The 23280-nt window shown below is 37.8% G+C and carries 23 protein-coding genes; 5 read left to right on the top strand and 18 right to left on the bottom strand.

The window, feature by feature from the left end; translation table 11 throughout:
- Nucleotides 1-97 precede the first annotated feature (97 nt).
- The 3 genes from RV15_RS17665 to RV15_RS17675 form a co-directional block, all read right to left on the bottom strand.
- Entirely contained in the window at nt 98-547 is a 450-nt protein-coding gene (locus RV15_RS17665; protein ID WP_025868801.1) for a GatB/YqeY domain-containing protein, read from the bottom strand.
- A 25-nt stretch (nt 548-572) separates the two neighbouring features.
- Entirely contained in the window at nt 573-749 is a 177-nt protein-coding gene (gene rpsU / locus RV15_RS17670; protein ID WP_002356740.1) for a 30S ribosomal protein S21, read from the bottom strand.
- A gap of 207 nt (nt 750-956) precedes the next feature.
- Nucleotides 957-1385 (bottom strand): Fur family transcriptional regulator, encoded by a 429-nt coding sequence (locus RV15_RS17675; protein WP_071879314.1) that lies wholly within the window; start codon nt 1383-1385, stop codon nt 957-959.
- A 98-nt stretch (nt 1386-1483) separates the two neighbouring features.
- On the opposite strand from RV15_RS17675, the gene RV15_RS17680 reads away from it, so the two are divergent.
- Nucleotides 1484-2341 (top strand): pyruvate, water dikinase regulatory protein, encoded by an 858-nt coding sequence (locus RV15_RS17680; RefSeq protein ID WP_071879315.1) that lies wholly within the window; start codon nt 1484-1486, stop codon nt 2339-2341.
- A gap of 59 nt (nt 2342-2400) precedes the next feature.
- Here the strand turns inward: RV15_RS17680 and thrB are convergent, their stop codons facing one another.
- The 8 genes from thrB to RV15_RS17720 all read right to left on the bottom strand — a co-directional run bounded on the left by thrB (nt 2401) and on the right by RV15_RS17720 (nt 11136).
- A complete protein-coding gene (thrB, locus tag RV15_RS17685) occupies nt 2401-3264 on the bottom strand; it encodes a homoserine kinase (protein WP_071879316.1) in 864 nt (287 codons plus the stop codon).
- Nucleotides 3261-4319: a threonine synthase gene (gene thrC, locus RV15_RS17690; RefSeq protein WP_071879317.1), complete on the bottom strand. Its 1059-nt coding sequence runs from the start codon at nt 4317-4319 to the stop codon at nt 3261-3263. Before thrC ends, thrB begins: the two co-directional genes overlap by 4 nt.
- A 4-nt stretch (nt 4320-4323) precedes the next feature.
- Nucleotides 4324-5613, bottom strand: coding sequence for a homoserine dehydrogenase (locus tag RV15_RS17695; RefSeq protein ID WP_071879318.1), 1290 nt, complete (start codon nt 5611-5613; stop codon nt 4324-4326).
- A 133-nt stretch (nt 5614-5746) separates the two neighbouring features.
- Nucleotides 5747-6034 (bottom strand): ArsR/SmtB family transcription factor, encoded by a 288-nt coding sequence (locus RV15_RS17700; RefSeq protein ID WP_025868796.1) that lies wholly within the window; start codon nt 6032-6034, stop codon nt 5747-5749.
- 228 nt (nt 6035-6262) lie between these two features.
- Nucleotides 6263-7039 (bottom strand): pyrroline-5-carboxylate reductase, encoded by a 777-nt coding sequence (proC, locus tag RV15_RS17705; RefSeq protein ID WP_071879319.1) that lies wholly within the window; start codon nt 7037-7039, stop codon nt 6263-6265.
- A 74-nt stretch (nt 7040-7113) separates the two neighbouring features.
- On the bottom strand, nt 7114-8838 hold the full coding sequence (locus tag RV15_RS17710; protein ID WP_071879320.1) for a phospho-sugar mutase: 1725 nt from the start codon (nt 8836-8838) through the stop codon (nt 7114-7116).
- A 99-nt stretch (nt 8839-8937) separates the two neighbouring features.
- The gene (locus tag RV15_RS17715) at nt 8938-9663 is read right to left on the bottom strand and encodes a nitroreductase family protein (RefSeq protein WP_071879321.1); all 726 of its coding nucleotides are present in this window, start codon (nt 9661-9663) and stop codon (nt 8938-8940) included.
- Nucleotides 9664-9693: 30 nt separating this feature from the next.
- Nucleotides 9694-11136, bottom strand: a complete 1443-nt coding sequence (locus tag RV15_RS17720; protein ID WP_071879322.1) for an aminotransferase-like domain-containing protein — start codon at nt 11134-11136, stop codon at nt 9694-9696.
- A 463-nt stretch (nt 11137-11599) separates the two neighbouring features.
- Between RV15_RS17720 and thiD the strand changes: the two genes are divergently transcribed.
- A complete protein-coding gene (gene thiD, locus RV15_RS17725; RefSeq protein ID WP_071879323.1) occupies nt 11600-12424 on the top strand; it encodes a bifunctional hydroxymethylpyrimidine kinase/phosphomethylpyrimidine kinase in 825 nt (274 codons plus the stop codon).
- Between the two features lie 11 nt (nt 12425-12435).
- The gene (locus RV15_RS17730; RefSeq protein WP_071879324.1) at nt 12436-12984 is read left to right on the top strand and encodes an ECF transporter S component; all 549 of its coding nucleotides are present in this window, start codon (nt 12436-12438) and stop codon (nt 12982-12984) included.
- Between the two features lie 59 nt (nt 12985-13043).
- Here RV15_RS17730 and RV15_RS17735 read toward each other — a convergent pair whose 3' ends face one another.
- The 7 genes from RV15_RS17735 to RV15_RS17765 all read right to left on the bottom strand — a co-directional run bounded on the left by RV15_RS17735 (nt 13044) and on the right by RV15_RS17765 (nt 21569).
- Entirely contained in the window at nt 13044-14015 is a 972-nt protein-coding gene (locus tag RV15_RS17735; RefSeq protein WP_071879325.1) for a permease prefix domain 1-containing protein, read from the bottom strand.
- Nucleotides 14015-14344, bottom strand: coding sequence for a PadR family transcriptional regulator (locus RV15_RS17740; protein WP_071879326.1), 330 nt, complete (start codon nt 14342-14344; stop codon nt 14015-14017). The genes RV15_RS17735 and RV15_RS17740 overlap by 1 nt, the downstream gene beginning before the upstream one ends.
- 133 nt (nt 14345-14477) lie before the next feature.
- Nucleotides 14478-15455, bottom strand: coding sequence for a GMP reductase (gene guaC, locus RV15_RS17745; protein ID WP_071879327.1), 978 nt, complete (start codon nt 15453-15455; stop codon nt 14478-14480).
- A 183-nt stretch (nt 15456-15638) separates the two neighbouring features.
- Nucleotides 15639-17009: a uracil-xanthine permease family protein gene (locus tag RV15_RS17750; RefSeq protein WP_071879328.1), complete on the bottom strand. Its 1371-nt coding sequence runs from the start codon at nt 17007-17009 to the stop codon at nt 15639-15641.
- 1 nt (nt 17010) lies between these two features.
- Entirely contained in the window at nt 17011-18387 is a 1377-nt protein-coding gene (guaD, locus tag RV15_RS17755) for a guanine deaminase (protein ID WP_139243060.1), read from the bottom strand.
- A 245-nt stretch (nt 18388-18632) separates the two neighbouring features.
- The gene (locus RV15_RS17760) at nt 18633-21200 is read right to left on the bottom strand and encodes a DEAD/DEAH box helicase family protein (RefSeq protein ID WP_071879330.1); all 2568 of its coding nucleotides are present in this window, start codon (nt 21198-21200) and stop codon (nt 18633-18635) included.
- Between the two features lie 21 nt (nt 21201-21221).
- Nucleotides 21222-21569 carry a hypothetical protein gene (locus tag RV15_RS17765; RefSeq protein ID WP_071879331.1) on the bottom strand — a complete coding sequence of 116 codons (348 nt, stop codon included), beginning with the start codon at nt 21567-21569 and terminating at the stop codon, nt 21222-21224.
- 211 nt (nt 21570-21780) lie between these two features.
- On the opposite strand from RV15_RS17765, the gene RV15_RS17770 reads away from it, so the two are divergent.
- Together RV15_RS17770 and RV15_RS17775 are read left to right on the top strand one after the other, a co-directional pair.
- The gene (locus tag RV15_RS17770) at nt 21781-22407 is read left to right on the top strand and encodes an MBL fold metallo-hydrolase (RefSeq protein WP_071879332.1); all 627 of its coding nucleotides are present in this window, start codon (nt 21781-21783) and stop codon (nt 22405-22407) included.
- A 49-nt stretch (nt 22408-22456) separates the two neighbouring features.
- Nucleotides 22457-23158: a histidine phosphatase family protein gene (locus RV15_RS17775; RefSeq protein ID WP_071879333.1), complete on the top strand. Its 702-nt coding sequence runs from the start codon at nt 22457-22459 to the stop codon at nt 23156-23158.
- The last annotated feature ends 122 nt before the right edge of the window (nt 23159-23280 follow it).

The raw sequence follows: 23280 nt of genomic DNA on the forward strand, positions 1-23280 counted from the left end.
TTACCAACATTAGTTGACAAAGAGCCCTTTATTCCAGTTGTTTTATCGATTATTCGAACAAAAAAACCAACGGAAATCCGCTGGCTTTTTTTATTGACTAATTCTCTTGTAGTAATTCTTTTACAATTGCATTGACCTGATTGCCGTCTGCTTTGCCTTTTACTTTAGGCATCACAGCACCCATAACTTTACCAAATTCCTTTGGTGAAGACGCTCCGGTCTGATCAATTGCCGTCTGAACAATCTGATGAATCTCTTCTTCTGAAAGTTGTTTTGGCATATATTTTTCAACAATTGCGATTTCGATTTTTACTTTGTCAGCAAGATCGTCACGTCCCGCTTTTTCAAACTCTGATAAAGAGTCTCTGCGTTGTTTCATCTCACGAGACAAAACTGTTAACTCTTCTTCTCCGTCCAAATCACGGCTAGCTTTAATCTGCTCATTTTGAATGGCTGCTTTCAACATACGAAGTACAGATAAAGTATCTTTATCTTTTGACTTCATTGCTGTTTTGATATCGTCATTCAATGTTGTTAGTAATGACATACAACCAACTCCAATTCATCGAAAACTAGAATTTTTTACGTTTTCTAGCTGCTTCAGATTTTTTCTTACGCTTTACACTTGGTTTTTCGTAGAATTCACGTTTACGAGATTCTTGTAAAGTACCCGCTTTTGAAACGGAACGTTTGAAGCGACGAAGAGCATCGTCAAGAGATTCGTTTTTACGAACGACAGTTTTTGACATGTTAATTCCCTCCCTCCGAGCTTAAAAAGTAACCGTTTTTTATATTTATGAGTTATTCAACATAAATAAAATACCGTTCTTTGTACATTATATCGAATGGTTATTTTAACGTCAACCTTTGTATTGAAAAAATGCACAAAAAAGTACCAAAATGAGTAAAGTTTTACACACTTTTGTAATATTCATACTTTTTTCTGAAAAAAACGATCATCGACACTCTTCACAGCGGCCAAAAATCTCAAATCGATGCCCTTCGATTTCGCATCCACTTAATTGTTCTTTGAAAAAATCCATCGGGCACATATGAATCTCCTTTGTTTTTCCACAAACCGTACAAATAAAATGATGGTGATGGCCTACTTCTTGACAACAATGAAAACGAAACTTTTTTTCTCCATTTAGATCAGTTGTCTCCAGTAGATCTAATGTTTCAAAATCATGAAGGTTTCGATAAATGGTATCGTAACTGACCCCTTGATACTCTTGGTTCATAAATTCATAAACTTCTCTTGCAGAAATGTAGCGATTTCTTCTAATCAAATAGGTAATCATCGCTTCTCTTTTTTTCGTGTATTTCAATCCATGTTTTTTCATCACCGCTAGTGATTGTTCTACTTTGGAATTTGATTGCGTCATTTGTTTGCCTCCATTTTTCAAATCAGAATCATTACGAATAAGATTTATGAAGGTATGGTATAATAAATTTATAAAAAAAGCAAGAGAGGAATCATACTATGACCACAAATGAACCAAAAAAATGTGTGACAATTTTCGTTATTTCTGATTCAGCGGGCGAAACAGCTTCAAAATTAGCAGCTGCTTCTATGGCTCAATACCCCACTGTGGACTTTTCTTTATTTAGACGAACCTTTGCGAAAGAAGAAGATAAATTGAGGAGAGCGCTTGAAGATGCCAAGCGTGAAAATGCTATGGTTTTGCACACGATCGTTAATGATCGCTTGGTAAAGATTGCCAATGATTTTTTTGAAGAGCACAATATGTATCATTTTGATATTTTAACACCACCAGTAGCTGAAATCGAGCGTTTAACTGGCGTTGCTCCCACCAGAGAACCTGGCGCTTTGCATCATTTAAATGAAAACTATTTTAAACGAATCGAAGCAATGGAATTTGCCGTGAAATATGACGATGGGAAAGATCCCAGAGGTTTCTTGGAAGCTGATGTGCTTTTACTTGGCGTATCTAGAACGTCCAAAACACCGCTTAGCTTATTTTTAGCAAATAAAAATTTAAAAGTTGCAAATTTACCTTTGATCCCAGAAGCGCATTTACCTAAACAACTATGGGAAACGAATCCAAAAAAAATCGTTGGCTTGACTAATGACCCCGATATCCTGAATGGTATTAGAAAAGAACGCATGAGAACTTATGGGCTACCCGCTAATACTTCTTATTCAGATATTGAAAAAATTAGAAAAGAATTAGCTTTTGCTAATGATTTATATGAAAAATTAGGCTGTGTCGTCATTAACGTTGCTTCTTTATCTATTGAGGAGACTGCTTCTATGATTTTAAATGCTTTAAATCTGGAAGATCATAGTTATTATGCAACTGAATCACCAGAAGCTTAATCATGCAAAAAAACTAAGTGCCATGAGATTTTTCTCAATCAGGCACTTAGTTTTTTTAGTTAAAACACTTGAATTCCCTCTTGATCAATCGATAAAACGTTAATCGAAGCCGAAATTGGTAATTTTCCTAGTTCTTGAACCATCTGATCTGTTTTTTCTTCAGGGGACAAAATTAAAACTGTAGGACCTGCTCCACTTAAAAATGCCCCATAGGCTCCAATGTTACGACTAATAGAACGGATGTGATCCAAATGCGGCACTAGTTTTTTGCGATATGCTTCATGCCAGCGATCTTTTTCCATCATAAGTCCAGCTAGAGGTAAATTTCCATTTAAAATTGCAGCAATCATTACATTTGCAATTGAGCTGGCCTTTACTGCTTCTTTATAAGGCATCGAAGTTGGGAGCACACTACGGCTCTCAGATGTTAATAACTGGTCATCAGGAATATAAGCAATCACGTCACATAGTGGAAAATGATGTTTAACCGAATAGACTTCATCATCAACGTAACTGGCAACAACAAAGTCACCGCAAATTGCTGGGGCAACATTGTCAGGATGTCCTTCAATTTCTGTCGCAATCTGAACCTTCTCTTTTTGCGATAAATTTAAATTCCCTAAACGATTGGCAAGTTCAATTCCGCCAACAATTACACTAGAACTACTGCCTAATCCTCTAGCTAAAGGAATATCAGACGTCATCCTTAGCACTTTAGGTGCAAGATCAGGTGCTATCTTCAGCGCAGTTTGAATTAATAGATTCGTTTCATCACTGGGAATATCCGCACCTAGGGAGTGTTTGATTTGCCACTCTTGCGCGCTTTCCAGCACTTCAATATTAAGATATTGTGAAAGAGCAATACCGCATGAGTCAAAACCCGGACCTAAATTTGCACTGGTTGCGGGAATTCTTATTTTCATAGTGCTGACACTCCATTACGTAGGTGCATGCGCATCTCTTCTAAATCACTCATTTTAGAGATTTTTACATCTGTTGCATTGATCGCTGTATCAGGATCTTTCAATCCATTACCAGTGAATACTGCTACTACCGTTTCACCTGGTTTGATCTTGCCACTTTTCACATGTTGAATCACACCAGCTAGAGAAGCTGCTGAACCTGGTTCCACAAATACGCCATCTTGTGCGGCAACTTTGCGGTAAGCGTTTAAGATTTCTTCATCTGTTACAGAATCAATATGTCCTTGTGATTCATCACGCGCGGCTTCCGCTAACTTCCAGCTGGCAGGATTACCGATGCGAATAGCTGTTGCAATGGTTTCAGGCTGTTCAATCACTTCACCTTTTACGATTGCAGCCGCTCCTTCCGCTTCAAAGCCATGCATTCTAGGTAAAAGAGTCCCTTTTTTCTCATGCCATTCTTTGAATCCCTTCCAATATGCAGATATGTTTCCTGCATTTCCAACTGGAATCGCTAAAACATCTGGTGCTTGTCCAAGTTGTTCGCAGACTTCAAAGGCTGCGGTTTTTTGACCTTCTAGACGATAAGGATTGACTGAGTTAACTAATGCAACTGCTTCTGTTTCAGCAATATCACGAACAGCTTTTAGGGCTTCATCAAAATTCCCTGGAATCGAGATAATATCAGCGCCATAGATGATTGCCTGAGCCAGTTTGCCCATTGCGATTTTCCCATCTGGAATCACAACATAGGCTTTAACACCCGCTCTAGTCGCATAAGCAGCGGCAGCGGCACTTGTATTACCAGTTGAAGCACAAACAATCGCTTTCGCTCCTTCTTCAACTGCTTTAGCAACAGCCATGACCATACCGCGGTCTTTAAATGAACCTGTTGGATTTAAGCCTTCATATTTTCCATATAGCGTGATACCTAATTCTTTAGATAAACTATGCAATGGGATCAACGGTGTATTTCCTTCTGCTAATGAAATCATTGGTGTTTTTTCTGTAATAGGTAAATATTCTTTATATTGTTTTAATAAGCCTTCGTACATTTCTTTAATCCTCCAATACTTTGAATGTATTTAATAATTCAAATTCAGCTACTTGCTTGATTTCTTTTGTCACTTGCTTCATTTGTTCTTTTGTAATTGTATGCGTGATTGCAACGATCCTAGCTCTGGTACCATCAGATTTTTGCTGAACTAATTGATCAAAGCTAACGTTTGCTTCGGTCATAATTTGAGTCAATTTTAAAATTTGACCACGGCGGTCTGGGACTTCAATCGAAAAATAGTATTTCCCGGAAATCGTGTCGTCTGCAGCCAATTTCGTGTCATGTTGGTAGGAATTAAACATGTGACCCGTCGTAGCCAAACGTATATTTTTAGCAATCGTGATAATATCACTCACCACACTTGTCGCAGTTGGTTTGGCTCCTGCTCCTGGACCATAGTACATTGACTCACCAACACCTGAGCTTTCAATAAAGACTGCATTAAATTCATTACGGACAGAAGCGATTGGATGTGATTTTGCTACCAACATCGGTCCAACTTCTACTGCAATACTGCCTTCTTGATTCTCTGAAGAACCAATCAATTTTACTTCATAGCCCAATTGAGCTGCCATTTCAACGTCGTCTAGCGATAATCCACGAATACCACGTGTATCTACTTGATTCAAGCTAATATTCATCCCAAACGCAAATTGACTTAAAATAACCATCTTATACGCAGCATCAATTCCGTCCACATCATTGGTTGGATCAGATTCAGCAAAGCCTAATTCTTGGGCTTCTTTTAAAGCCAATTCATAAGATTTTTTCTCAGAAACCATTTGTGTCAGCATATAATTCGTCGTTCCATTAACGATTCCTAACACTTTTTGAATATTGTCGGCTGCTAAACTATTGGCAATCGTTCGTAAAATAGGTATGCCACCAGCGACACTTGCTTCGTAATATAGATCACAGTGATTCTTTTGTGCTAAGGCTACTAGCTCACTGCCATGTTGTGCTAAAAGATCCTTATTTGCTGTTACGATATGTTTGCCATTTTCTAGTGCTTTGGTAATGAAGGTTTTAGCTGGTTCAACTTTTCCTATCAATTCTACAATAATTTTGATTTCATCATCATTGATGATGTCATCAATGTTTGTCGTCAGCTGAATATCAAACTTCTCAGCCAGACATTTTTTTTCTGCTTCGTCACGTACAAGCGCTTTTGAAATAGCGATTTCCATTCCCGTCACTTGAGAAATTTTTTCTTGATGCTCTTGTAAAATCGTTGGTACACCAGACCCTACCGTACCAAGTCCAAGTAAACCAATTTTCAATTTGTCCTTCATTCTTATTCCTCCAACTATAAAATTAGAAACATTTCATCTTATTCTAATAAAACATGTTTCTAGTATACCCAACTGACATAAAAAAAACTAGCCTTTTCTTAGAATTTCCGAAGGGAATCAAAGAAAAGGTGAGTTATTGGTGTTTGATATGTTCGAACGTTTGATTGAGTATGTCGATCACATGATGATCATCCAATGTGTAATAAATCGTCTTTCCTTCTCGTCTTGATCTTACGACATGACTGTCTCGTAGCAATTTTAATTGGTGAGAAACGGCCGATTGCTCCATCGAGAGCTGCTCACCGATTGCCGTAACATTTAGCTCCCCTTGCTTTAGCAAAAGCAAAATTCGTAATCTGGTTGGATCACTCAACACTTTGTATAATTGACTTACTTTTTGGATCTCATCTATCTCTTTCATCGCTGAGCTTCCTTTCGTATTTTCCTCTTGCCTATTATAGCAAATTTTTGTCAAAAGAGGCTAGATCTTTTCTTTCATCAGATTAAAAAAAGAGGCTACTAAGCGGTAGCTTTTTTTGAGCAATCGCTTAGTAACAAATATTTTGAATAGGACGTCGAATAAATTTTAGTTTCTATTTACTCTTATATTCAGCCTTTCACTTAGCATCTTCCTATTTTGTCTTCAATTTTAACTGTTTGCTTGTTTAATAGCATCAATCACTGCATATCTAAAGCCATTTTTCTCCAAAGCTGTCACACCTTTGATCGTACTGCCGCCTGGTGACGTCACACCATCTTTTAATTCGCCTGGATGTTTTTTTGTTTTGATCGCTAATTTGGCAGAACCTAGCATCATCTGTGCAACGACTTCGTAGGACAGATTCCGTGGCATTCCCTCTAATACAGCGCCATCCGCTAAAGCTTCCATAAATATATCCACAAACGCAGGGCTACAACCAGCCACTGTGCCGAATGTTCCAAGAAGACTTTCACTGACTTCTTCTACTTTCCCTAACGATTCCAAGACATGCATTGCTTCAGCTTTTACTGCATCTGGCATCTCTTTTGCGAAAACAGCTCCGATCATTCCTGCATTAACACTGACAGGTGTGTTGGGAATAGCATGAACAACATGAATGTTACTGCCTAATACTGCTTGGGCATCTTCTACAGTATGTCCTGTAGCAACCGAAATCAGGATTGTTTCTTCAGATATAAACGGCGCCGCCTCTTTTAAGATCTCTAAAACAAGGTTTGCACCTGTCGCAATAAAAATAATATTGCATTCTTTAAATGCATCATATTCTTTGATCAATTGAAAACCTAGCTTTTTCTGTAAGACTTCAGCCGTACCACTTGATCCGCCTTTAACAAATAAATTTTCTGGTACTACTGTTTTAGCATTTAAAAGACCTTCGATCATTGCGCTACCCATGTGTCCAGCTCCGATAAATCCAATATTCATACTATCACTCCTTAAAATTTTAAAAAATGAAAGGACCGAATAATGCCTTGATCCGGCTTTTCAGTCCCAGTCATTTATTTAGTTAGTGCATTAACAGCTTGTTCAAAATCACTGATTTTTTGATTAGCTTCAGCCTGTGAAGCAGCCTTTGTTGCCAAGTAAAATTTGATTTTAGGTTCTGTTCCTGACGGACGTATAGCAATCCAACTTCCGTCTTCTAAAAAGTACTTTAATACATCTGCTGGAGGTGTCGTTAATGTTTCAATTTTCCCATCAGCTGATGTTCTTGTTAATTCTTTGAAATCTTCTGTTTGGATCACTTTAATACCAGCAAATGAAGCCGGTGCTTCTTCACGGAATTTTTTCATCAAGGCTTTGATCTTTTCGCTACCTTCAATACCACTCAATGTAACCGAAATTGTTTTTTCTTCAAAATAACCATATTCTTTAAAAATATCTTGTAAACCGTCGTATAATGTTTTTCCTTGTTTCTTGTAAAAAGCAGCAACCTCTGCCAATAAAACCAGCGCTTGGATAGCATCTTTGTCACGAACAAATGATTTTACAAGATAACCATAACTTTCTTCAAACCCAAACATAAATGTTTGAGAGTGGTCGGCTTCATATTGTTCGATTTTTTCTGCTATAAATTTAAATCCAGTTAAAACATCGACCATTTTTGTCTTATATTTTGCTGAAATCGCTGTAGCTAATTCACTAGACACAATCGATTTTAAAACAACAGCATTTTCTGGTAATGTTCCAGCTTGCTTATGAGCTTCCAAAATATATTGAATCATGATTGAGCCAAGTTGGTTTCCTGTCAACACTTGATATTCTCCATTCGGTAAACGAACAGCAGCTCCTAATCGATCGGCATCAGGATCAGTTGCAATCAGCAAATCAGCTCCTTCTTTTTCACCTAAACGAATCGCATATTCAAATGCGGAATGTTCTTCTGGGTTTGGCGACTTGACCGTTGTAAAATCAGGGTCGGCTATCGCTTGTTCAGGTACAAGGACAAACTTTTTAAAACCAGCTTGTTTCAAAGCTTTTTCGCCTAACATTTTTCCAGTACCATGTAATGGTGTATAAACAAGTTTTAACTCTTTGCCCATTTCGTTGATCAGCTCTTGATCGATCGTAACTGTCTTAACTTCTTTTAAGTACGCAGCATCAACTTCTTCACCAATAATTGTGATTAGATCACTTTCTTTTGCTTGATCACTAGGTAGTACATCAACTTTCAATGGATTTTCGATTCCACGAACATATTTCGTTAACGCATCCGCATCTGCTGGCGGCATTTGCCCACCATCAGCACCATACACTTTGTAGCCATTATAGGCTGCTGGATTGTGGGAGGCGGTGATCATAATCCCTGAAAAAGCATTTAAATAACGCACGGCAAAAGACAGTTCCGGTGTTGGTCGTAAACTTTCAAAAACAAATGCTGGAATACCATGTTGTGCTAGAGTTTTGGCCGCTTCCATCGCAAATTCTGGTGACATATGACGAGAATCATAGGCAATCGCAACACCACGACGTTTTGTTTCGGGTCCTTCGGCATCCATAAAACGTGCCAAACCTTCAGTTGCCTGACGAATCGTAAAAATATTCATCCGATTGATTCCTGCTCCAAGAATTCCGCGCATTCCTGCCGTTCCAAATTCTAATGGCGCATAAAAAGCATCCTCGCATTTTTCAGGATCATTTTTTAAATCCTTTAGTTCTGTTTTTAAATTTTCTGGTATGTTTTCTTCATTTATCCACTGTTCATAGACTTGTTCCCAAGACATGTTAGCACCTCTTTTTCATTTGTTTTCTTACCCACTAGTAAGTATATCATTCCAGAGCTTTTGAGGAAAGCGATGCCTAAAAAAGAATCGACACTTTACTTACTTCAATAAGCCTTGCAATTGTAATAGCTGATCTGTGATCATTTGCGGTTCAGCTGCAAAGTAATCAGAAAACTTTTGGCTCCAGCGTTTCGTTTCCCTTGCCTCACCAAATTTTTCCATTGTTGTATTATACTCTTCGATCAAAGAATACGTGTACGGCTGATACTTATCATAATGAATAACAGCAGCCTCCGGTAAACGTGGTTTAACATTCATTTCAACAATCGGTTTTCCAATGCTTAATCCAAATAACGGAATGGTATTGTCTGGTAATCCTAATAATTGACAGATTTCTTTGCCATGTTTCCGGATACTGCCGACAACAACTGAGCCTAATTCTAAACTTCCAGCTGCGATAACAGCATTTTCAAGCGCTAAGGCAGCATCTGTCGTAGCCAAGATAATCGATTCAACGCTCTCTTCTATAAGATAAGGACTTTCATGAGCTTCGCTAACCATTTTCGTACGATGAAGATCTCCCACAAAAAGTAAAAAGGCGGAGCTTTTCAACATATGAGGATTTCCTGGATTCCATTTAACCAATTGTTCCCGAATGTGTTTGTCCTGAATAACAATAATGCTGTAAAACTGTCCATTCATCCAACTCGGCGCTTGTCTGGCTGCATCCAATATCATTTGCAGCTCTTCTTTGGGTATAACATGATTCTCGTCAAAATCACGATAACTGCGGCGATTTTTTAATAACTCGATTGTATCGTTCATAGTAAATCCCTCCATTTTACTACTATTTTATCACATTGTATTTGAATCAAACCGAATTTTTTGTGTGATTTTTAGCAATTTTTCTTTAAATATTGGTAGTTTTGCTTCGTCTACTCTAGAGAAATTGATCCGAATGCTATCCTGTTTTTCACTAAAAAAGAAACTTGGTGCAATCAATAATCCTTCTTGTAAAAAAATGGACCAGTCTTTTTGTCGTAGATTTCCTTGTTTCCATTTTGCCCATATATAAAAGCCACCTTTAGGCATAGTCACTTCCCACTCTACCATTTGATCAATCACTTCAAATACAGCTTTGCCTCGTTGTTCTAAGGTTTGCTTTAGATAAACAACATTTTGGGGAAAGTCTGCATTTGTTAAGGCCAAATTTGCTAGTAATTGCGGGAAAATACTTAAGGAAAAATCCATCATCTTCCGTGCTTCAGCTAACTGTTGATTGACAGATGTCGGGGCACTTAGCCAGCCGATTTTCGTCGTGGAGCCTAAGATTTTCGAAAGAGAGCCAATATATAGCACATTTTCTGGATCTAATTTTTTTAGCGGTGGAGTTTGATCTGCCGAATCGAAATTTAATTTGGCGAAAACGTCATCTTCCAAAATTGGTATTTGGTAGTCTTGACATAGCGCAACTAAGGCTTTTCTTCGTCTCATCGTCATTGTCTTACCTGTAGGATTTTGAAATGATGGGTTGACCATGACCATTTTGATCCGGTGTTGCCGAATTACTTTTTCAAGTGACTCAAGATTGATGCCTTCTTGATCCAGCTTCACACCATATAAACGAATTCCAGCGGCCTGGAAAATTGGAAGCGCATAAAGAAATGACGGATCTTCGATCGCAACACTATCCCCTGATTGAAGCAATACTTGCAAAATTAAAAATAGTGCTTGCTGTGCACCAGACGTAATTAAAAGACTTTCTGGTGGCAGTAAAAAGCCATAGTCTTTTTCAGTCTCATGGCTGATTGATTGTCTCAGTGGCAGATAACCTAAGTCATCTTGCTGCTCTTCTTCTAAAAAGTGTTTCCATGTCAATGGTGGAAATGAGAAACTTGGGATCAAATCCATTGGCAATTCTCCTGTATATAAATCTAAGACGTGTTCATTCGATTGCTTGATCAGCCATTCGATTTGTTCAGTAAAGGGATCAACTTTAGCAAAAGCATTTTGTTCTAGGTAACGACGCCAGTCTGTTCTTGGTGTTGTGCTGATCCCCCACTTCCCTTCATTGACGATCGTTCCGCTACCTTGTTTTCTGATAATCCAACCTAAAGAAACAAGCTCGTCTAACGCGTGTACGACCGTGGAACGATTGACTTGAAAATAATTTGCTAATTTTCTTTCTGAAGGTAAACGTTCACCCGGTAGAAGATCGCCGTTTTTTATGTAGGAGAGAATTAGTTCGATGATACTTACATATACTGGTACGCCTTTTTCTTTTTTTAGTGACCACATTTTTTTGCCTCCTGTTTTTTTGAATAGTGTAGCTGTCTTTGTTTTTTTGTAGCTATTTTTATAGTTTTAGCAGGTATTCTTTGTTGCTGATTTGTATAATCTGATGAGGATGAGATCAGAGAACAGCTCTCCCTTCGGTCGTCTTGTACTGCTCATCATCGAATCACTTCGTTCTCCGTGATTCAATACTANGATCACTTTGTTCTCCGTGATTCAACACTATGGAACAACTCTCCCTTTGGTCGTCTTGTACTGCTCATCATCGAATCACTTCGTTCTCCGTGATTCAATACTAAGGAACAACTCTCCCTTTGGTCGTCTTGTACTGCTCATCATCGAATCACTTCGTTCTCCGTGATTCGCAGCAATTGGATGACCTGAAAATAACCCAATTGGCTGTTTTTGTCAACTTATGTTTGTTTTACAATACATATATCAAAATATTTTGAATAGAGGTTAGAAAATGGTAAAAAAAGTATTAACAGTTGCTGGTTCGGATTCTAGCGGCGGTGCAGGGATTCAAGCGGATCTTAAGACATTTGAAGAATATGGAACATTTGGTTTTTCAGCTTTAACAAGTATTGTGACGATGGACCCTGATGAAGGTTGGAGTCATCTAGTTACTCCGATTGAACCAGATTTAGTTGAGAAACAGTTAAAAACAATATTTGCTGGTGGCGCTCTGGATGCAATGAAAACAGGTATGTTGGGTACAATTGAAGCTATTGAGATCACTCGGACTTATATTGATAAATTTGCTATGGATAATATCGTAATCGATCCTGTCATGGCTTGTAAGGGAACAAGTGAATTATTACAACCAGAAAATGTAGCCGCAATGACTCGTTTACTGCTACCAAAAGCGACTGTAACCACACCTAACTTAGTCGAAGCAGGCATTTTATCAGGAATGGGTGATTTAACTTCTATCGATCAAATGAAGGAAGCAGCTAAAAAAATCATTGATTTAGGACCTAAAACTGTTGTCATAAAAGGCGGGCATCGACTAAAAACAGATAAAGCAATCGATCTTTTTTATGACGGAACTGACTTTACTCTCTTTGAAAATGAACTATTCCCAACGGATTATAATCATGGAGCAGGCTGTACGTTTGCAGCAGCTGTAACGGCCGGTCTTGCAAAAGGCTATTCTGTTCAAGATGCTGTTGCTCTTGCCAAAAAATTTGTGGCAGCTGCAATCAAAAATGGACAAAAAATCAATCCATTTTTGGGGCACGTATGGCATGGTGCCTATAATCACGCTGAAGAACGAATGACAGAAAAATAAGGAGTGGTAGAATGAATAAACAACACTCAACAACGTCGATTGTTTTGGTTGGCTTATTTGCAGCCTTAACCGTACTGGGAACAATGATCAAAATTCCTATGCCGACGGGAGCATTCGCTCATTTGGGTAACTCTGTATTGTTGTTAGCTGTCCTTTTGATTGGCTATAAAAAAGGAGCGTTAGCAGGTGGATTAGGCTTCGCTATTTTTGATGTTTTGAATGGATTTGCTGCAGAAGCGCCTTATTTTATTTTAGAAAGTTTTATTGTCGGCGGTGCTGCAGCTTTTATGATTTTATTTTTCCATCACAATATTGATACTTTTTGGAAAGTCATTGTCATCGCATCTGTAACAGGAATTGCTAAAATTATTATGACTCAACTGAAAAATACTGTAATGGGCCTTCTTGCAGGCGCTGATTTTACTGTCGCTTTTGCAAGTGGACTATCTAAATTGCCAGCAACTCTGATCAATGTTGTCACAACTATCGTGATTGTGACGCTCGTTTATTTTCCATTAAAAAAAGCAATGAACGTCATTTTTTCAAGGCAATCATTTTAGTTATTTGTATAAGAAACTCCGCCTATTCTGGATATTTTCCAAAATAAGCGGAGCATTTTTTATTCATTATTTGTAAAAATACTTTCTAGTATCCAAAAAGCGATGCCAGCTACTGGAAAAATAGTCCAGCTTGTTCCCCAACTTCCAAAGAGAAAACTTTGTACCAAATAGATCGCCGTTACTATCGGCCAATAGATCTTTTCAAGTGTTTGTAACCAGACTGGACTTTTACTGTTCCGTTCCGCTTTAGCCCTTGGCCCTAACTTAGCTTCATCTGAAATAAAATAGGTATGCTCAAGCATCCTAGTAAAACTGCCCATAATCACGCCGCCAAAAATAAAGAAGAAAACGCCAAATGAAACCAATAGCAGCAAACAAGCAACTCCAAAAAAAACTGCATCGTACACAGTAGTAAACAAAACAACAGGAATTGCAGATAAAATACATAACGCAACTCCAGCTACCATACAAAAAATAAATGAGCGCTGAAAAGCATCTTTTCTTTTCTTTACTTCGTTTTTTACTTGAAGTGGTATAAAACGATCATCTAATTTTTTATTCGTATTGGTTATACTGGTTCCTGCAATGATAAATAGCGGAACTCCAATTGCTACCCCTAAAAGAATAAATAATACTCCAAACAATACAGCATTTCCACCATATAATGTCATACTTAAAAAAAGAGCTGCAACTCCTAGGATGATTGCCATCACGCCTATACCAATCAGTGTAGCTGCTCTGTGATGAATCTTAAGGAAATCCAGCGATTCATCCATTGTAATTTCATTTAGCTCATAGCCTTTTTCATCCATAAAATCTTGTTTTATATTCATTTCTTCTAGCAATTCATCAATCGAGCCAAACTCCGATATCACGCTACCAATTGCTTCATTTTCAGATTTCCCTTGACCTTTTAGATCTTCATAGCGATCTTCTGCACTGGCTAATAGATCTTCTCTTAATTGTTTTGTTTGACTCGTTTCAGTTATTCCTAAAAATAAACTGTCGATATAATCTTTAATGGTTTTCATTATTTTTCCTCCTTGATAAAACGCTCAACTACTTTTTTCGTCAGTACCCACTCCGCTATTTTTTCTTCTAAATAAGCTTGCCCAGAAGATGTGATTCTATAATATGTTCTCTTTTTACCATGCGTAATTTGTCCAGGAAAAGATTGGATAAATCCATTTTTCTCTAAACGGTTAAAAGCTGAATACAATGTCGTCTCTTTAATTGAATAGTTATTTTCAGAAATTTCTGTGATTCTTTTAGAAATTGCATAACCATATGAATCACCTTCCTGCAATACAGATAAAATGAATGTATCATTATAGCCTCTGATTGCATCGCTGCCGATCATTGAATCACCTCCAATTACTCCATCTAACGTACTACGTCTGTCGTTGTAATTACTATACCATGATTACTACGACAGGTAAAGTAAAAATAATCATAAAAAAAAGAAGCCTAGAACCACGCTTCTTTTTTTATGATTAAATTGTATCACCATTAAAAATTGAATTCTTCACAATTACATAGTCTACCTTACGAATTGCTTCAAGATCACGCCCGCCGGCATAAGAGATTGACGACTGTAAATCTTGCTGCATTTCAACTAACGTATCAGCTAAGCTGCCTTTATGTTGAATCCAGATTTTCTTGCCTTCGACGTTTTTCTTTTCACCTTTTTGAAACTCCGAAGCACTGCCGAAGTATTCTTTATAAACGACACCATTTTCGACTTTCGTTTCACCTGGTGATTCTTCATGACCCGCAAATAATGAGCCAATCATTACCATAGTCGCGCCAAATCGAACAGATTTCGCAACATCTCCTGGCGTCCGAATACCACCGTCTGCGATAATTGGTTTTCTAGCTGCTTTAGCACACCAACGCAACGCCGCTAATTGCCAGCCGCCAGTACCAAAACCTGTTTTGATTTTTGTGATACAAACTTTACCAGGACCAATTCCAACTTTTGTTGCATCGGCTCCAGCATTTTCCAATTCACGAACTGCTTCTGGTGTTCCCACATTTCCAGCGATAACAAAAGTGTCTGGTAAATGTTTTTTTAAGTGTTGAATCATATTGATCACTGCATTTGAATGACCGTGAGCGATATCAATCGTTACGTAATCAGGAACTAAACCACGTTTAGCTAACTCCTCAACAAAACCATATTCAGCCTCTTTGACCCCGACGCTGATTGAAGTAATCAATCCTTTAGCGTTCATCTTTTCAATAAAGGGAATTCGAGCATTTTCGTCAAAGCGATGCATGATATAAAAATAATTATTTTTCGCTAAAAATTCTGCAATTTCTTCGTCAATAATGGTCTGCATATTAGCTGGTACCACCGGCATTTTAAAGGTATGCTTACCTAATTTCACAACTGTATCACATTCAGAACGACTATCTACAATACACTTATTGGGAATCAATTGGACATCTTCGTAATCAAAAACTTTCATACTCTATTGCCTCCTAGCAAATTCTATTAAAACACGCAAAAACACGAACATGAATCTTGAAATAGTTCGCATTTTCAAACACCTATGCTAATTTACACTATTCATTTATAAAAGTCAAAGGTAAATACCGAAAAACAATAGAATTAACACTCAATGTTCGGGTTTAGGTTAAATTATCCTTTTTTAAACTGACTTTACTTCCTCTTGCACAAGGACTTGTTCCGCAACTTTTTCAGTTGGTAACAGGCGATTCAATAGTATCGCTGCAATCGACGCTGTTGCTACAGAGGAGCCAAATAAATATTGTAAAAATTGAGGCAGTGATTGAATAAACTCTTTAGGTATTAAGGTCAATGCCAATGTTAAAATCATTGGAATCGCAATGACATACATTTCCTTTTCACTGATTTCTACTTCCTTAATCACTTTGATTCCGCTAATTGAAATGATCCCGCAAACAATCACAAATACACCGCCAATTACAGGAGAAGGGATCGATGAAATCAATGTAGATAATTTGCCTGATAATCCAAATACCACAAACCAGGCACCGGCCGCTACAAAGACCTTTTTACTGGCAACCCCTGTGATTGAGATGATTCCAGCATTTGTCGAATAACCAGTAACAGGAGTTGTCCCAAGCATAGATGAGATGAAACAACCGATGCCTTCGCCAACTACGCCTCGATTGATATTCTCATCTGTCAAAGGTTCCTCGCAAACATTGCTGACCGCAAACCAAGTACCCGTCGTTTCCGCCATTAAAACGACGTAAATAATGACCATTGTTAGAATAGAGGACAAATCAAATGAAAAATGAAAATCAACAAACGGGATTTTAGGAACACTGATCAATTGCGCAGTGGAAACTTGTGATAAATCCAGAATGCCCATAAATTGTGCCGCTAAACAACCGATAACTAGTGCTAAAATAACTGAAGAAATCCGAAAAATACGCCCTTTCCCAGGAAAACGTGAACCGATCATTGCAAACAGAACAAGGGACGCCGCAGCAATCACAGCTAGCAAAATATTTTGCCCTAAATCTCCAGACGCTGTAAAAACATTATCGCTCAATGCGACTGGCATCAATGACAAGCCAACAATAAAAATAATCGTACCACCGACAATAGGTGGGACAAAAGCTTTGATCAAACGATTAAAGATACCTGTTAAACCTAAAATAATGACCAATAAAGCTCCAATTAAACTAGCTCCTAAAACAGTGCCCCAGCCATTGCCACTTTGATTATTGGCAAAATAAATCCCTGCAACAGCACCAATCGGGATAAACGAAGGTCCTTGTGCTACTGGAAGTTTCATACAAAAATACGATTGGATGATCGTAGCAATTCCTGCTGCAATAAAAGTGGATTGGATCAAGGCAGAAGATTCTTTCGTGGTCAATCCGATGATCGATGCAATAATGAATGGGACAACGTACACATCCATTGCTAACACATGCTGAATTCCTAATAGTGCTGATTGTCCTATTGATAAGTCATCATTTGGTCCTACCGTTAATTTTGATGCTTTCACTTGATTTTCGGTCATTTTATTCTTGCACCTCTAGCTCTTTCTTATTTTTATCATGCACTTTTTTGCCTTGGATCCAAACTTCATCAATACTTTCAGGACGCGTTAGATAAAGAATTTTTTGAAAAATAGTCAGTAAAGGTTCTTCATCTGAAAAAAGCGGCAACTCTTTAGTGTTAACGATTTGAACATCCCAAATGTAATCAACTGCTAGTTTACCAATAGGCAGACTCAATGATTCACCGCCACCTGCAGTTGCTAGATAAAAAGCTTCATTTAAAGTAATACTTGATCCTGAAACACCGCGTTTTTCACCACAGCAGTCCTTATCTACACCATCATTCAGCATTCTAGAGGACATAACTGCCTGTCTGATATTATCAAATAAACTTGGAGAAAAACCACCAGAAATATCACTGCCCAGACCTGTTTCTACTTGATAGTCATTGAGCAATCTGGCAATTGGTGTCACTGCATTTCCGAAGTAAGCATTAGAAATTGGACAATGGGCAACAGCTGTCCCTTTTTCAGCAAATAATTTCATATCATCATCTGAAAGAAAACCGCAATGAGCCATAACAGATTTTTCTGTGATCAGTCCAAAATCATTTAAAGCATATGCATCATTTTTACCAAATCGCTCTTGTACAAAAGTATGGGCCCAATCACTTTCACTACAATGAGATTGAATATGAATATCATATTTAGTTGCTAATGCTCCTAACCCTTTCAACGAATCATCTGTACAACTCGGGATAAAACGAGGCGTCACAACTGGGTAAACGCCTTGGGGAGTTTGTTTATTCAGCTCAAGCACTTCTTGAATAAACAATTCTGTTTCTACAAGAGCAGTTGTAGCCGAAGCATCACGATAATACTCTGGATTTTGCTCTTGATCATCCATTACGACTTTACCGACTAACCCTCTTTGACCTTTTTCACTACAGATTTCTGCTAATCTTAAACTAGCCTCACGATGAACTGTTGCAAAATACAAAGCGGTTGTTGTGCCGTTTTTTATTAGTTGTGACACTAGATCCGAATACACTTGCTCTGCAAATTGTACATCAGAAAATTTAGCTTCTAATGGAAAAGTATAGGTATTAAGCCATTCATACAAAGGCAGATCAAGCGCAGTCCCTGCTTGTGCCCATTGTGGCGCATGGATATGAAGATCGATAAATCCAGGCAAGATATATTGATCGTGCGCTAACTCCTGAAATTTATTTTTTGATGTATATTCTTGGATAGTCGCTTCATATTCTTCTTGATCCGGCGAAATAATTTTGGCGATCATTCCTGCTTCGGAGATACAAAATAAAGAATTCTCAAAAACTTTTACATTTTTTGAGTCGATACTAGAAAATGCCGTTCCTTTTACAACTAATTTAAACAAAATAAATACTCCTCTCATAACGATTCAAAAACATTATATACAATAATTCGGATTTAATCTATATTTTTATTAAAAAATTTCTAAAAACGATATAAAAACCCCAAATAACGAACATTAACAACGGATTGACCTTTCTCTAACCTGAATGAATGCCAAAAGCAGCTAGCACTTCAAGTGTTCACAAAAGAGGTGTAAAACAAAAGAAAAGCTCACTTTTGTTTTACACCTCTAAACTATTTATTAACCTAAGTCCAAATACTTTTTCTGATGATTTCTTTTTGAGCTGAACGCCCAGCAGATTTTGTCATAGAGATTTTTGCTTGTACAAGTCGTTTCCTACCTTTTAATGTTCTAGAATATATCAACTCACTTCGAACAGCAAAATAATGATTTATGCTCAGTTGATACAGTTCCGCGGTCTGCTTATTTCGTGCAAAAAATTCGGGCACACCGACAATTTTACCCGCCCCCATCTCAATAAAGTAACGAGGCGTCTGAAGGTCAGAAAGAGCTTCTTTCATAGCTCCGTGAAACAAATTCTCTTCTTGATACCCCGCTTGAGCAAGATAGCAAAGACATTCCTGATCAGTCGCTTCAATGGTCACTCGATCGAATGCGTCAGGTTCAATTGCCCCTATTTTTATGAATGTCTCAATTATACTAAGCGCAAAATTGCGAATTTGCTTGATTTCTTTTTGCCATATTTTTTTTCGCCAATACTCAGATGCTGCTGCTGTAAGTTTTTTCTCGTTGAGAAAGAATAAGACAGCAGCTCCGTCTATTCCTAAAATAAGCGTCCCTACAGCAGGAGTGATGGCTGTAGCCAAAAGCCCGCTGAGCGTTAAAACGGATGCACCAATCCAATAATTTCGTGTTCTTTTAGCTGAATCGGATTCGACCTTAGGCTTTAAAATCAAGGTTTTAACATTGATATCAGATTGTTTTTGGTCTTTTCGAATAATCAAAGGCATCGTTAAATGACTACCTTTTTCCAATGCAGATTTCCAAAATACAGGGAGCTGTTTACGTTGCCCACTCCAATAAAGCATTTCTTGATTATAGACCGCAATCTCTTTCCCCGATTGAATACTCAACAAGTTAAAACGGTCGACTCCGCTTTCAACTACTGGCTGCGTTTCGAATGTTACTCCACAGACATAGCCCATTCGTTTCATGATCCGACGGACATCAATTTGTTTTTCATACTCAAGATCAGGAATCACCACAGCTAGATGCCAAATGTTAGTCGACTTGCCTTTTCCGTTGATACGCAGTCCTCGACCTCTTAACTGCTGTGTTTGAACAAAAGAAACTGACTGATTTGCTAAAATAATCGTATTTATAGCTGGACAATCCCAGCCTTCCCCAAGCAAGCTACTTGTCCCTACTAGCAATTGAATCGTTTGTTCATTCACTAGTCGCGTCAAAATGGCTAGTGCTTGCGCACGATTTTGCTCATTTGGGTAAATAACCGTGTATACATTAAAGTATGGGTGCTCACTAGATTTGCTGGAAACCTGAGAAAAAAACGGTGCCAAAGCTTTAGGAACAATCAAAAACTCACCACAAATGGCAGCTAACGCTAGTTCTTCTTCAAAAAAAGGCACCAAACTATCAAAAATTGGGATTAAACCATAATCCAATTCCCCATTTTTTCCAAAAAGAACTTCTTTTTTTATAAAATCTGTCAAAACTAACCCTGACAGTTCATTCCCTAATTTTTCGTATTCACAAAGTAAAATACGAACGATCGCTTCTTTTTTTTCAATTGGTGCCTGATTTAAGATCTTTTCAGAAAATGCTGGGAATAATTGTAGTCGTTTTTGCGCTACCCATCCTTGTTTTTCTAAGTAATCAAATAGCAACATATCGGGATTTTTCTCATACAAATATGTCAATAAATCGATCATATGCTGCGTTTCAAAAACTGGAAACGAAACTTTTTCTCCTTGCGACTTCGTAATTCCTAATAATTGCCAATGTTCGTCCGTCATTTGATAGCCGTGCATTTGCAAAAATATCAGCGAACTCAAATAAATATCAAAAGACTGATAAATAAAGCCTTCTTCTGCTTTTGGCTGTTGAATAAATGACTGCTCTAATAAATAGTCAACAATTTCGTCACTTGCAGCAATCGTTTCTACGACTTGTGCCTGCTGTTGAATAAACTGCTCATAACGATCAACAATTTCATTTGGTGCTGAGATAAGATATAGATAGTCTTGATGGGGCGCTAGTACTTGCTCTTTCACTAATTGAGGAATACTTATCTCTTCATCGATTGGTCCATTTAAAAGCTGATATTGCTGCCATTCCTGCAAGTTCGCATCGTATGGTGGCGTGGCAGTCAAAGAAACCGTCACTAGCCCAGGGGTCTCTGCTTTTAAACGAAGTAGCAGTTCTCCCCAACTTTTTTTTAGGTGATGCGCTTCATCTAAGACTAAAACTGCGATTTTTTCTTTCTGTAAAAAATTTGGCTCATTGATTAAACGACTGTAAATTGTTTGATAAGTCTCAACTGTAATTTCTTTTGGTCTATCGATCAAATCAGAGAGTTCTGCCAGATCCGTCTTTTCTTTCAAAAAAACCGTTTCAATCGTCTTGAGCCATTGTTGTTTTAATACAAGTGAAGGAACCAAAATCAATGTCTTGTGATCCAACTGCCGAACGATTTCAATGCCCAAATAGTTTTTCCCCGAACCAGGTGGCGCAACGAGATGAATCGAATTATTTGTTTTATATTTTTCTAAGCGATCAATCAATTGCTTTTGATATTCTCGCCAGTTTACGTTTTTATCTGTTAAAATCGTCATATATTTCTACTTGACCTTCCTCTACTTTTGACGCTCTAAACGATCGATTTTTTTATGAAGTTCAGCGATTGTTTGTTGTAGCTCATCATGCATTTTATCATGTTTTTTATGTAAAGTAGATAAGCTATGGTGAATAATCGTGCCACTTCCAGCCGCCAACGATGCACCTAAAGCACTCAGCACATTAGTATAATTGCCCAATATCAGCTGAACATTGGCTGAGGGTTGAACATTTTTTAATAATGGAATCCACATGGTTAACACAGCAAAAACAACTAAATAGAAAAAAAGAAAGAGATAAATAAATATAGAAATTTTACTCGACAATAATGCTGGGATTTGTGTTAAAAACTGATTTATTTTTTTCATATTCTGATACGCTCCTCTTTTGATTCCTGTATTAAGTATACTCCCTTTATTATGGTTGATTGCAAAATAAAAGTAAACTACAACTCCCTTTACCTATGACTTGTGTTGGTCACCTAAAAAAACGCTTTTAAAGAGCATCTCTGTCTTTTGTTTCTATACGATGTTGAGTTATACTTAAAGAAGAATCATATTTAATAGGAGGCAACTAACTATGCTGAAAATCGAACGAATCCAAACTGGCGTAATCCAAGAAAATTGTTACCTAGTTTATAACGAATCAAGTTTATTAATTATTGATCCAGGTGCTGAAGCAGAAAAAATAGCGAACTTAATTGAAAAGACGGGGAAAAAACCTATTGCAATTTTATTGACGCATACGCACTATGATCATATCGGTGCAGTCGAAACTTTGCGGCATCAGTATAAAATACCCGTCTATGTCAGTCCGTTAGAACAAGAATGGCTTACAGATCCTGTTCTTAATTTATCTGGTTTGGGGCGTCATGATGATATCGCTAATATCGTCGTTCAGCCTGCAGAAAAAGAATTTGAATTAACGGATTATGACTTAGATGGGATCAGATTTTCTGTCGTACCAACTCCTGGTCACTCAATTGGAAGTGTCAGCTTTATTTTTGATGATTTTGTTGTTACAGGTGATGCTTTATTCAAAGGTAGTATCGGCAGAACTGATTTACACACAGGCGATTTGGACCAATTACTACACAGTATTAACACGTATCTGTTTACATTGCCAGAAGAATTCCCGGCTTATCCTGGACACGGCGATGCTACAACGATCGAGCATGAAAAGAAAACCAATCCTTTTTTCAACTAATATCTGTCTACATTTTTTCGTATAACGTTTAAATCAAGGAGGAAAGTTTATGAATAAACCCACAACACTTTATATTATCCGTCATGGTAAAACCATGTTCAACACGATTGGCCGAACTCAAGGTTGGTCAGATACACCTTTGACTAAAGAAGGGGAAGAAGTCATTCATTATCTAGGACTCGGTTTAAAAGAGGTTGATTTTAAAGAAGCGTATTCTAGCGATAGTGGACGCGCGATGCAAACCGCCCGGATTATTTTACAGGAGCATCAAAAGGGCGCCGCTATACCGTATGGCACTGATAGTCGTATTCGTGAATGGTGTTTTGGTTCTTTAGATGGCGGTTACGATGGTGAACTTTGGGGTGTTGTCCCTAGAATTTTAGCCTTTAACAACTATGAAGATATGATGACCAACAGAATTAGTTATAAAGAGTTAGCTAACGCTATTATTGCTGCTGACACTGCCAATTGGGCTGAGCCTTACGAAAAAATTCGTGAGCGAGTTTGGAGTGGCTTTGAAGATATGGCTCATCGTCGTGAACAAAATGGCGGTGGCAATGTGATGATCGTCTCTCATGGACTGACCATTTCATTCCTATTGTCCTTGATCGACACTAGTCTACCAATGCAGATTGGCTTGGAAAATGGCAGTGTCACCAAGCTGACCTACGAAAATGGACAGTTTACAATCGATACTGTTAACGATACGCAATACATCGACAATGGACGTGCTATTTCACTAGAACGTTAGTTTAAAGTCGTAAAAAAGAAAGGAGTGTGAAACAAAAGTAAAAACTACTTTTGTTTCACACTTCTTTCTTTTTTATCGTTTTGCTTAACTCTTTTTGGTTCTACGTCAAATTGTGTTGGTAA

It is taken from the genome of Enterococcus silesiacus (genome assembly GCF_001886225.1).
GTDB lineage: Bacteria > Bacillota > Bacilli > Lactobacillales > Enterococcaceae > Enterococcus_L > Enterococcus_L silesiacus.

Excerpts from the sequence above, each read along its gene's own strand:
- RV15_RS17665 (WP_025868801.1), bottom strand. The coding sequence starts at position 547 with ATGTCATTACTAACAACATTGAATGACGATATCAAAACAGCAATGAAG.
- rpsU (WP_002356740.1), bottom strand. The coding sequence starts at position 749 with ATGTCAAAAACTGTCGTTCGTAAAAACGAATCTCTTGACGATGCTCTT.
- RV15_RS17675 (WP_071879314.1), bottom strand. The coding sequence starts at position 1,385 with ATGACGCAATCAAATTCCAAAGTAGAACAATCACTAGCGGTGATGAAA.
- RV15_RS17680 (WP_071879315.1), top strand. The coding sequence starts at position 1,484 with ATGACCACAAATGAACCAAAAAAATGTGTGACAATTTTCGTTATTTCT.
- thrB (WP_071879316.1), bottom strand. The coding sequence starts at position 3,264 with ATGAAAATAAGAATTCCCGCAACCAGTGCAAATTTAGGTCCGGGTTTT.
- thrC (WP_071879317.1), bottom strand. The coding sequence starts at position 4,319 with ATGTACGAAGGCTTATTAAAACAATATAAAGAATATTTACCTATTACA.
- RV15_RS17695 (WP_071879318.1), bottom strand. The coding sequence starts at position 5,613 with ATGAAGGACAAATTGAAAATTGGTTTACTTGGACTTGGTACGGTAGGG.
- RV15_RS17700 (WP_025868796.1), bottom strand. The coding sequence starts at position 6,034 with ATGAAAGAGATAGATGAGATCCAAAAAGTAAGTCAATTATACAAAGTG.
- proC (WP_071879319.1), bottom strand. The coding sequence starts at position 7,039 with ATGAATATTGGATTTATCGGAGCTGGACACATGGGTAGCGCAATGATC.
- RV15_RS17710 (WP_071879320.1), bottom strand. The coding sequence starts at position 8,838 with ATGTCTTGGGAACAAGTCTATGAACAGTGGATAAATGAAGAAAACATA.
- RV15_RS17715 (WP_071879321.1), bottom strand. The coding sequence starts at position 9,663 with ATGAACGATACAATCGAGTTATTAAAAAATCGCCGCAGTTATCGTGAT.
- RV15_RS17720 (WP_071879322.1), bottom strand. The coding sequence starts at position 11,136 with ATGTGGTCACTAAAAAAAGAAAAAGGCGTACCAGTATATGTAAGTATC.
- thiD (WP_071879323.1), top strand. The coding sequence starts at position 11,600 with ATGGTAAAAAAAGTATTAACAGTTGCTGGTTCGGATTCTAGCGGCGGT.
- RV15_RS17730 (WP_071879324.1), top strand. The coding sequence starts at position 12,436 with ATGAATAAACAACACTCAACAACGTCGATTGTTTTGGTTGGCTTATTT.
- RV15_RS17735 (WP_071879325.1), bottom strand. The coding sequence starts at position 14,015 with ATGAAAACCATTAAAGATTATATCGACAGTTTATTTTTAGGAATAACT.
- RV15_RS17740 (WP_071879326.1), bottom strand. The coding sequence starts at position 14,344 with ATGATCGGCAGCGATGCAATCAGAGGCTATAATGATACATTCATTTTA.
- guaC (WP_071879327.1), bottom strand. The coding sequence starts at position 15,455 with ATGAAAGTTTTTGATTACGAAGATGTCCAATTGATTCCCAATAAGTGT.
- RV15_RS17750 (WP_071879328.1), bottom strand. The coding sequence starts at position 17,009 with ATGACCGAAAATCAAGTGAAAGCATCAAAATTAACGGTAGGACCAAAT.
- RV15_RS17760 (WP_071879330.1), bottom strand. The coding sequence starts at position 21,200 with ATGACGATTTTAACAGATAAAAACGTAAACTGGCGAGAATATCAAAAG.
- RV15_RS17765 (WP_071879331.1), bottom strand. The coding sequence starts at position 21,569 with ATGAAAAAAATAAATCAGTTTTTAACACAAATCCCAGCATTATTGTCG.
- RV15_RS17770 (WP_071879332.1), top strand. The coding sequence starts at position 21,781 with ATGCTGAAAATCGAACGAATCCAAACTGGCGTAATCCAAGAAAATTGT.
- RV15_RS17775 (WP_071879333.1), top strand. The coding sequence starts at position 22,457 with ATGAATAAACCCACAACACTTTATATTATCCGTCATGGTAAAACCATG.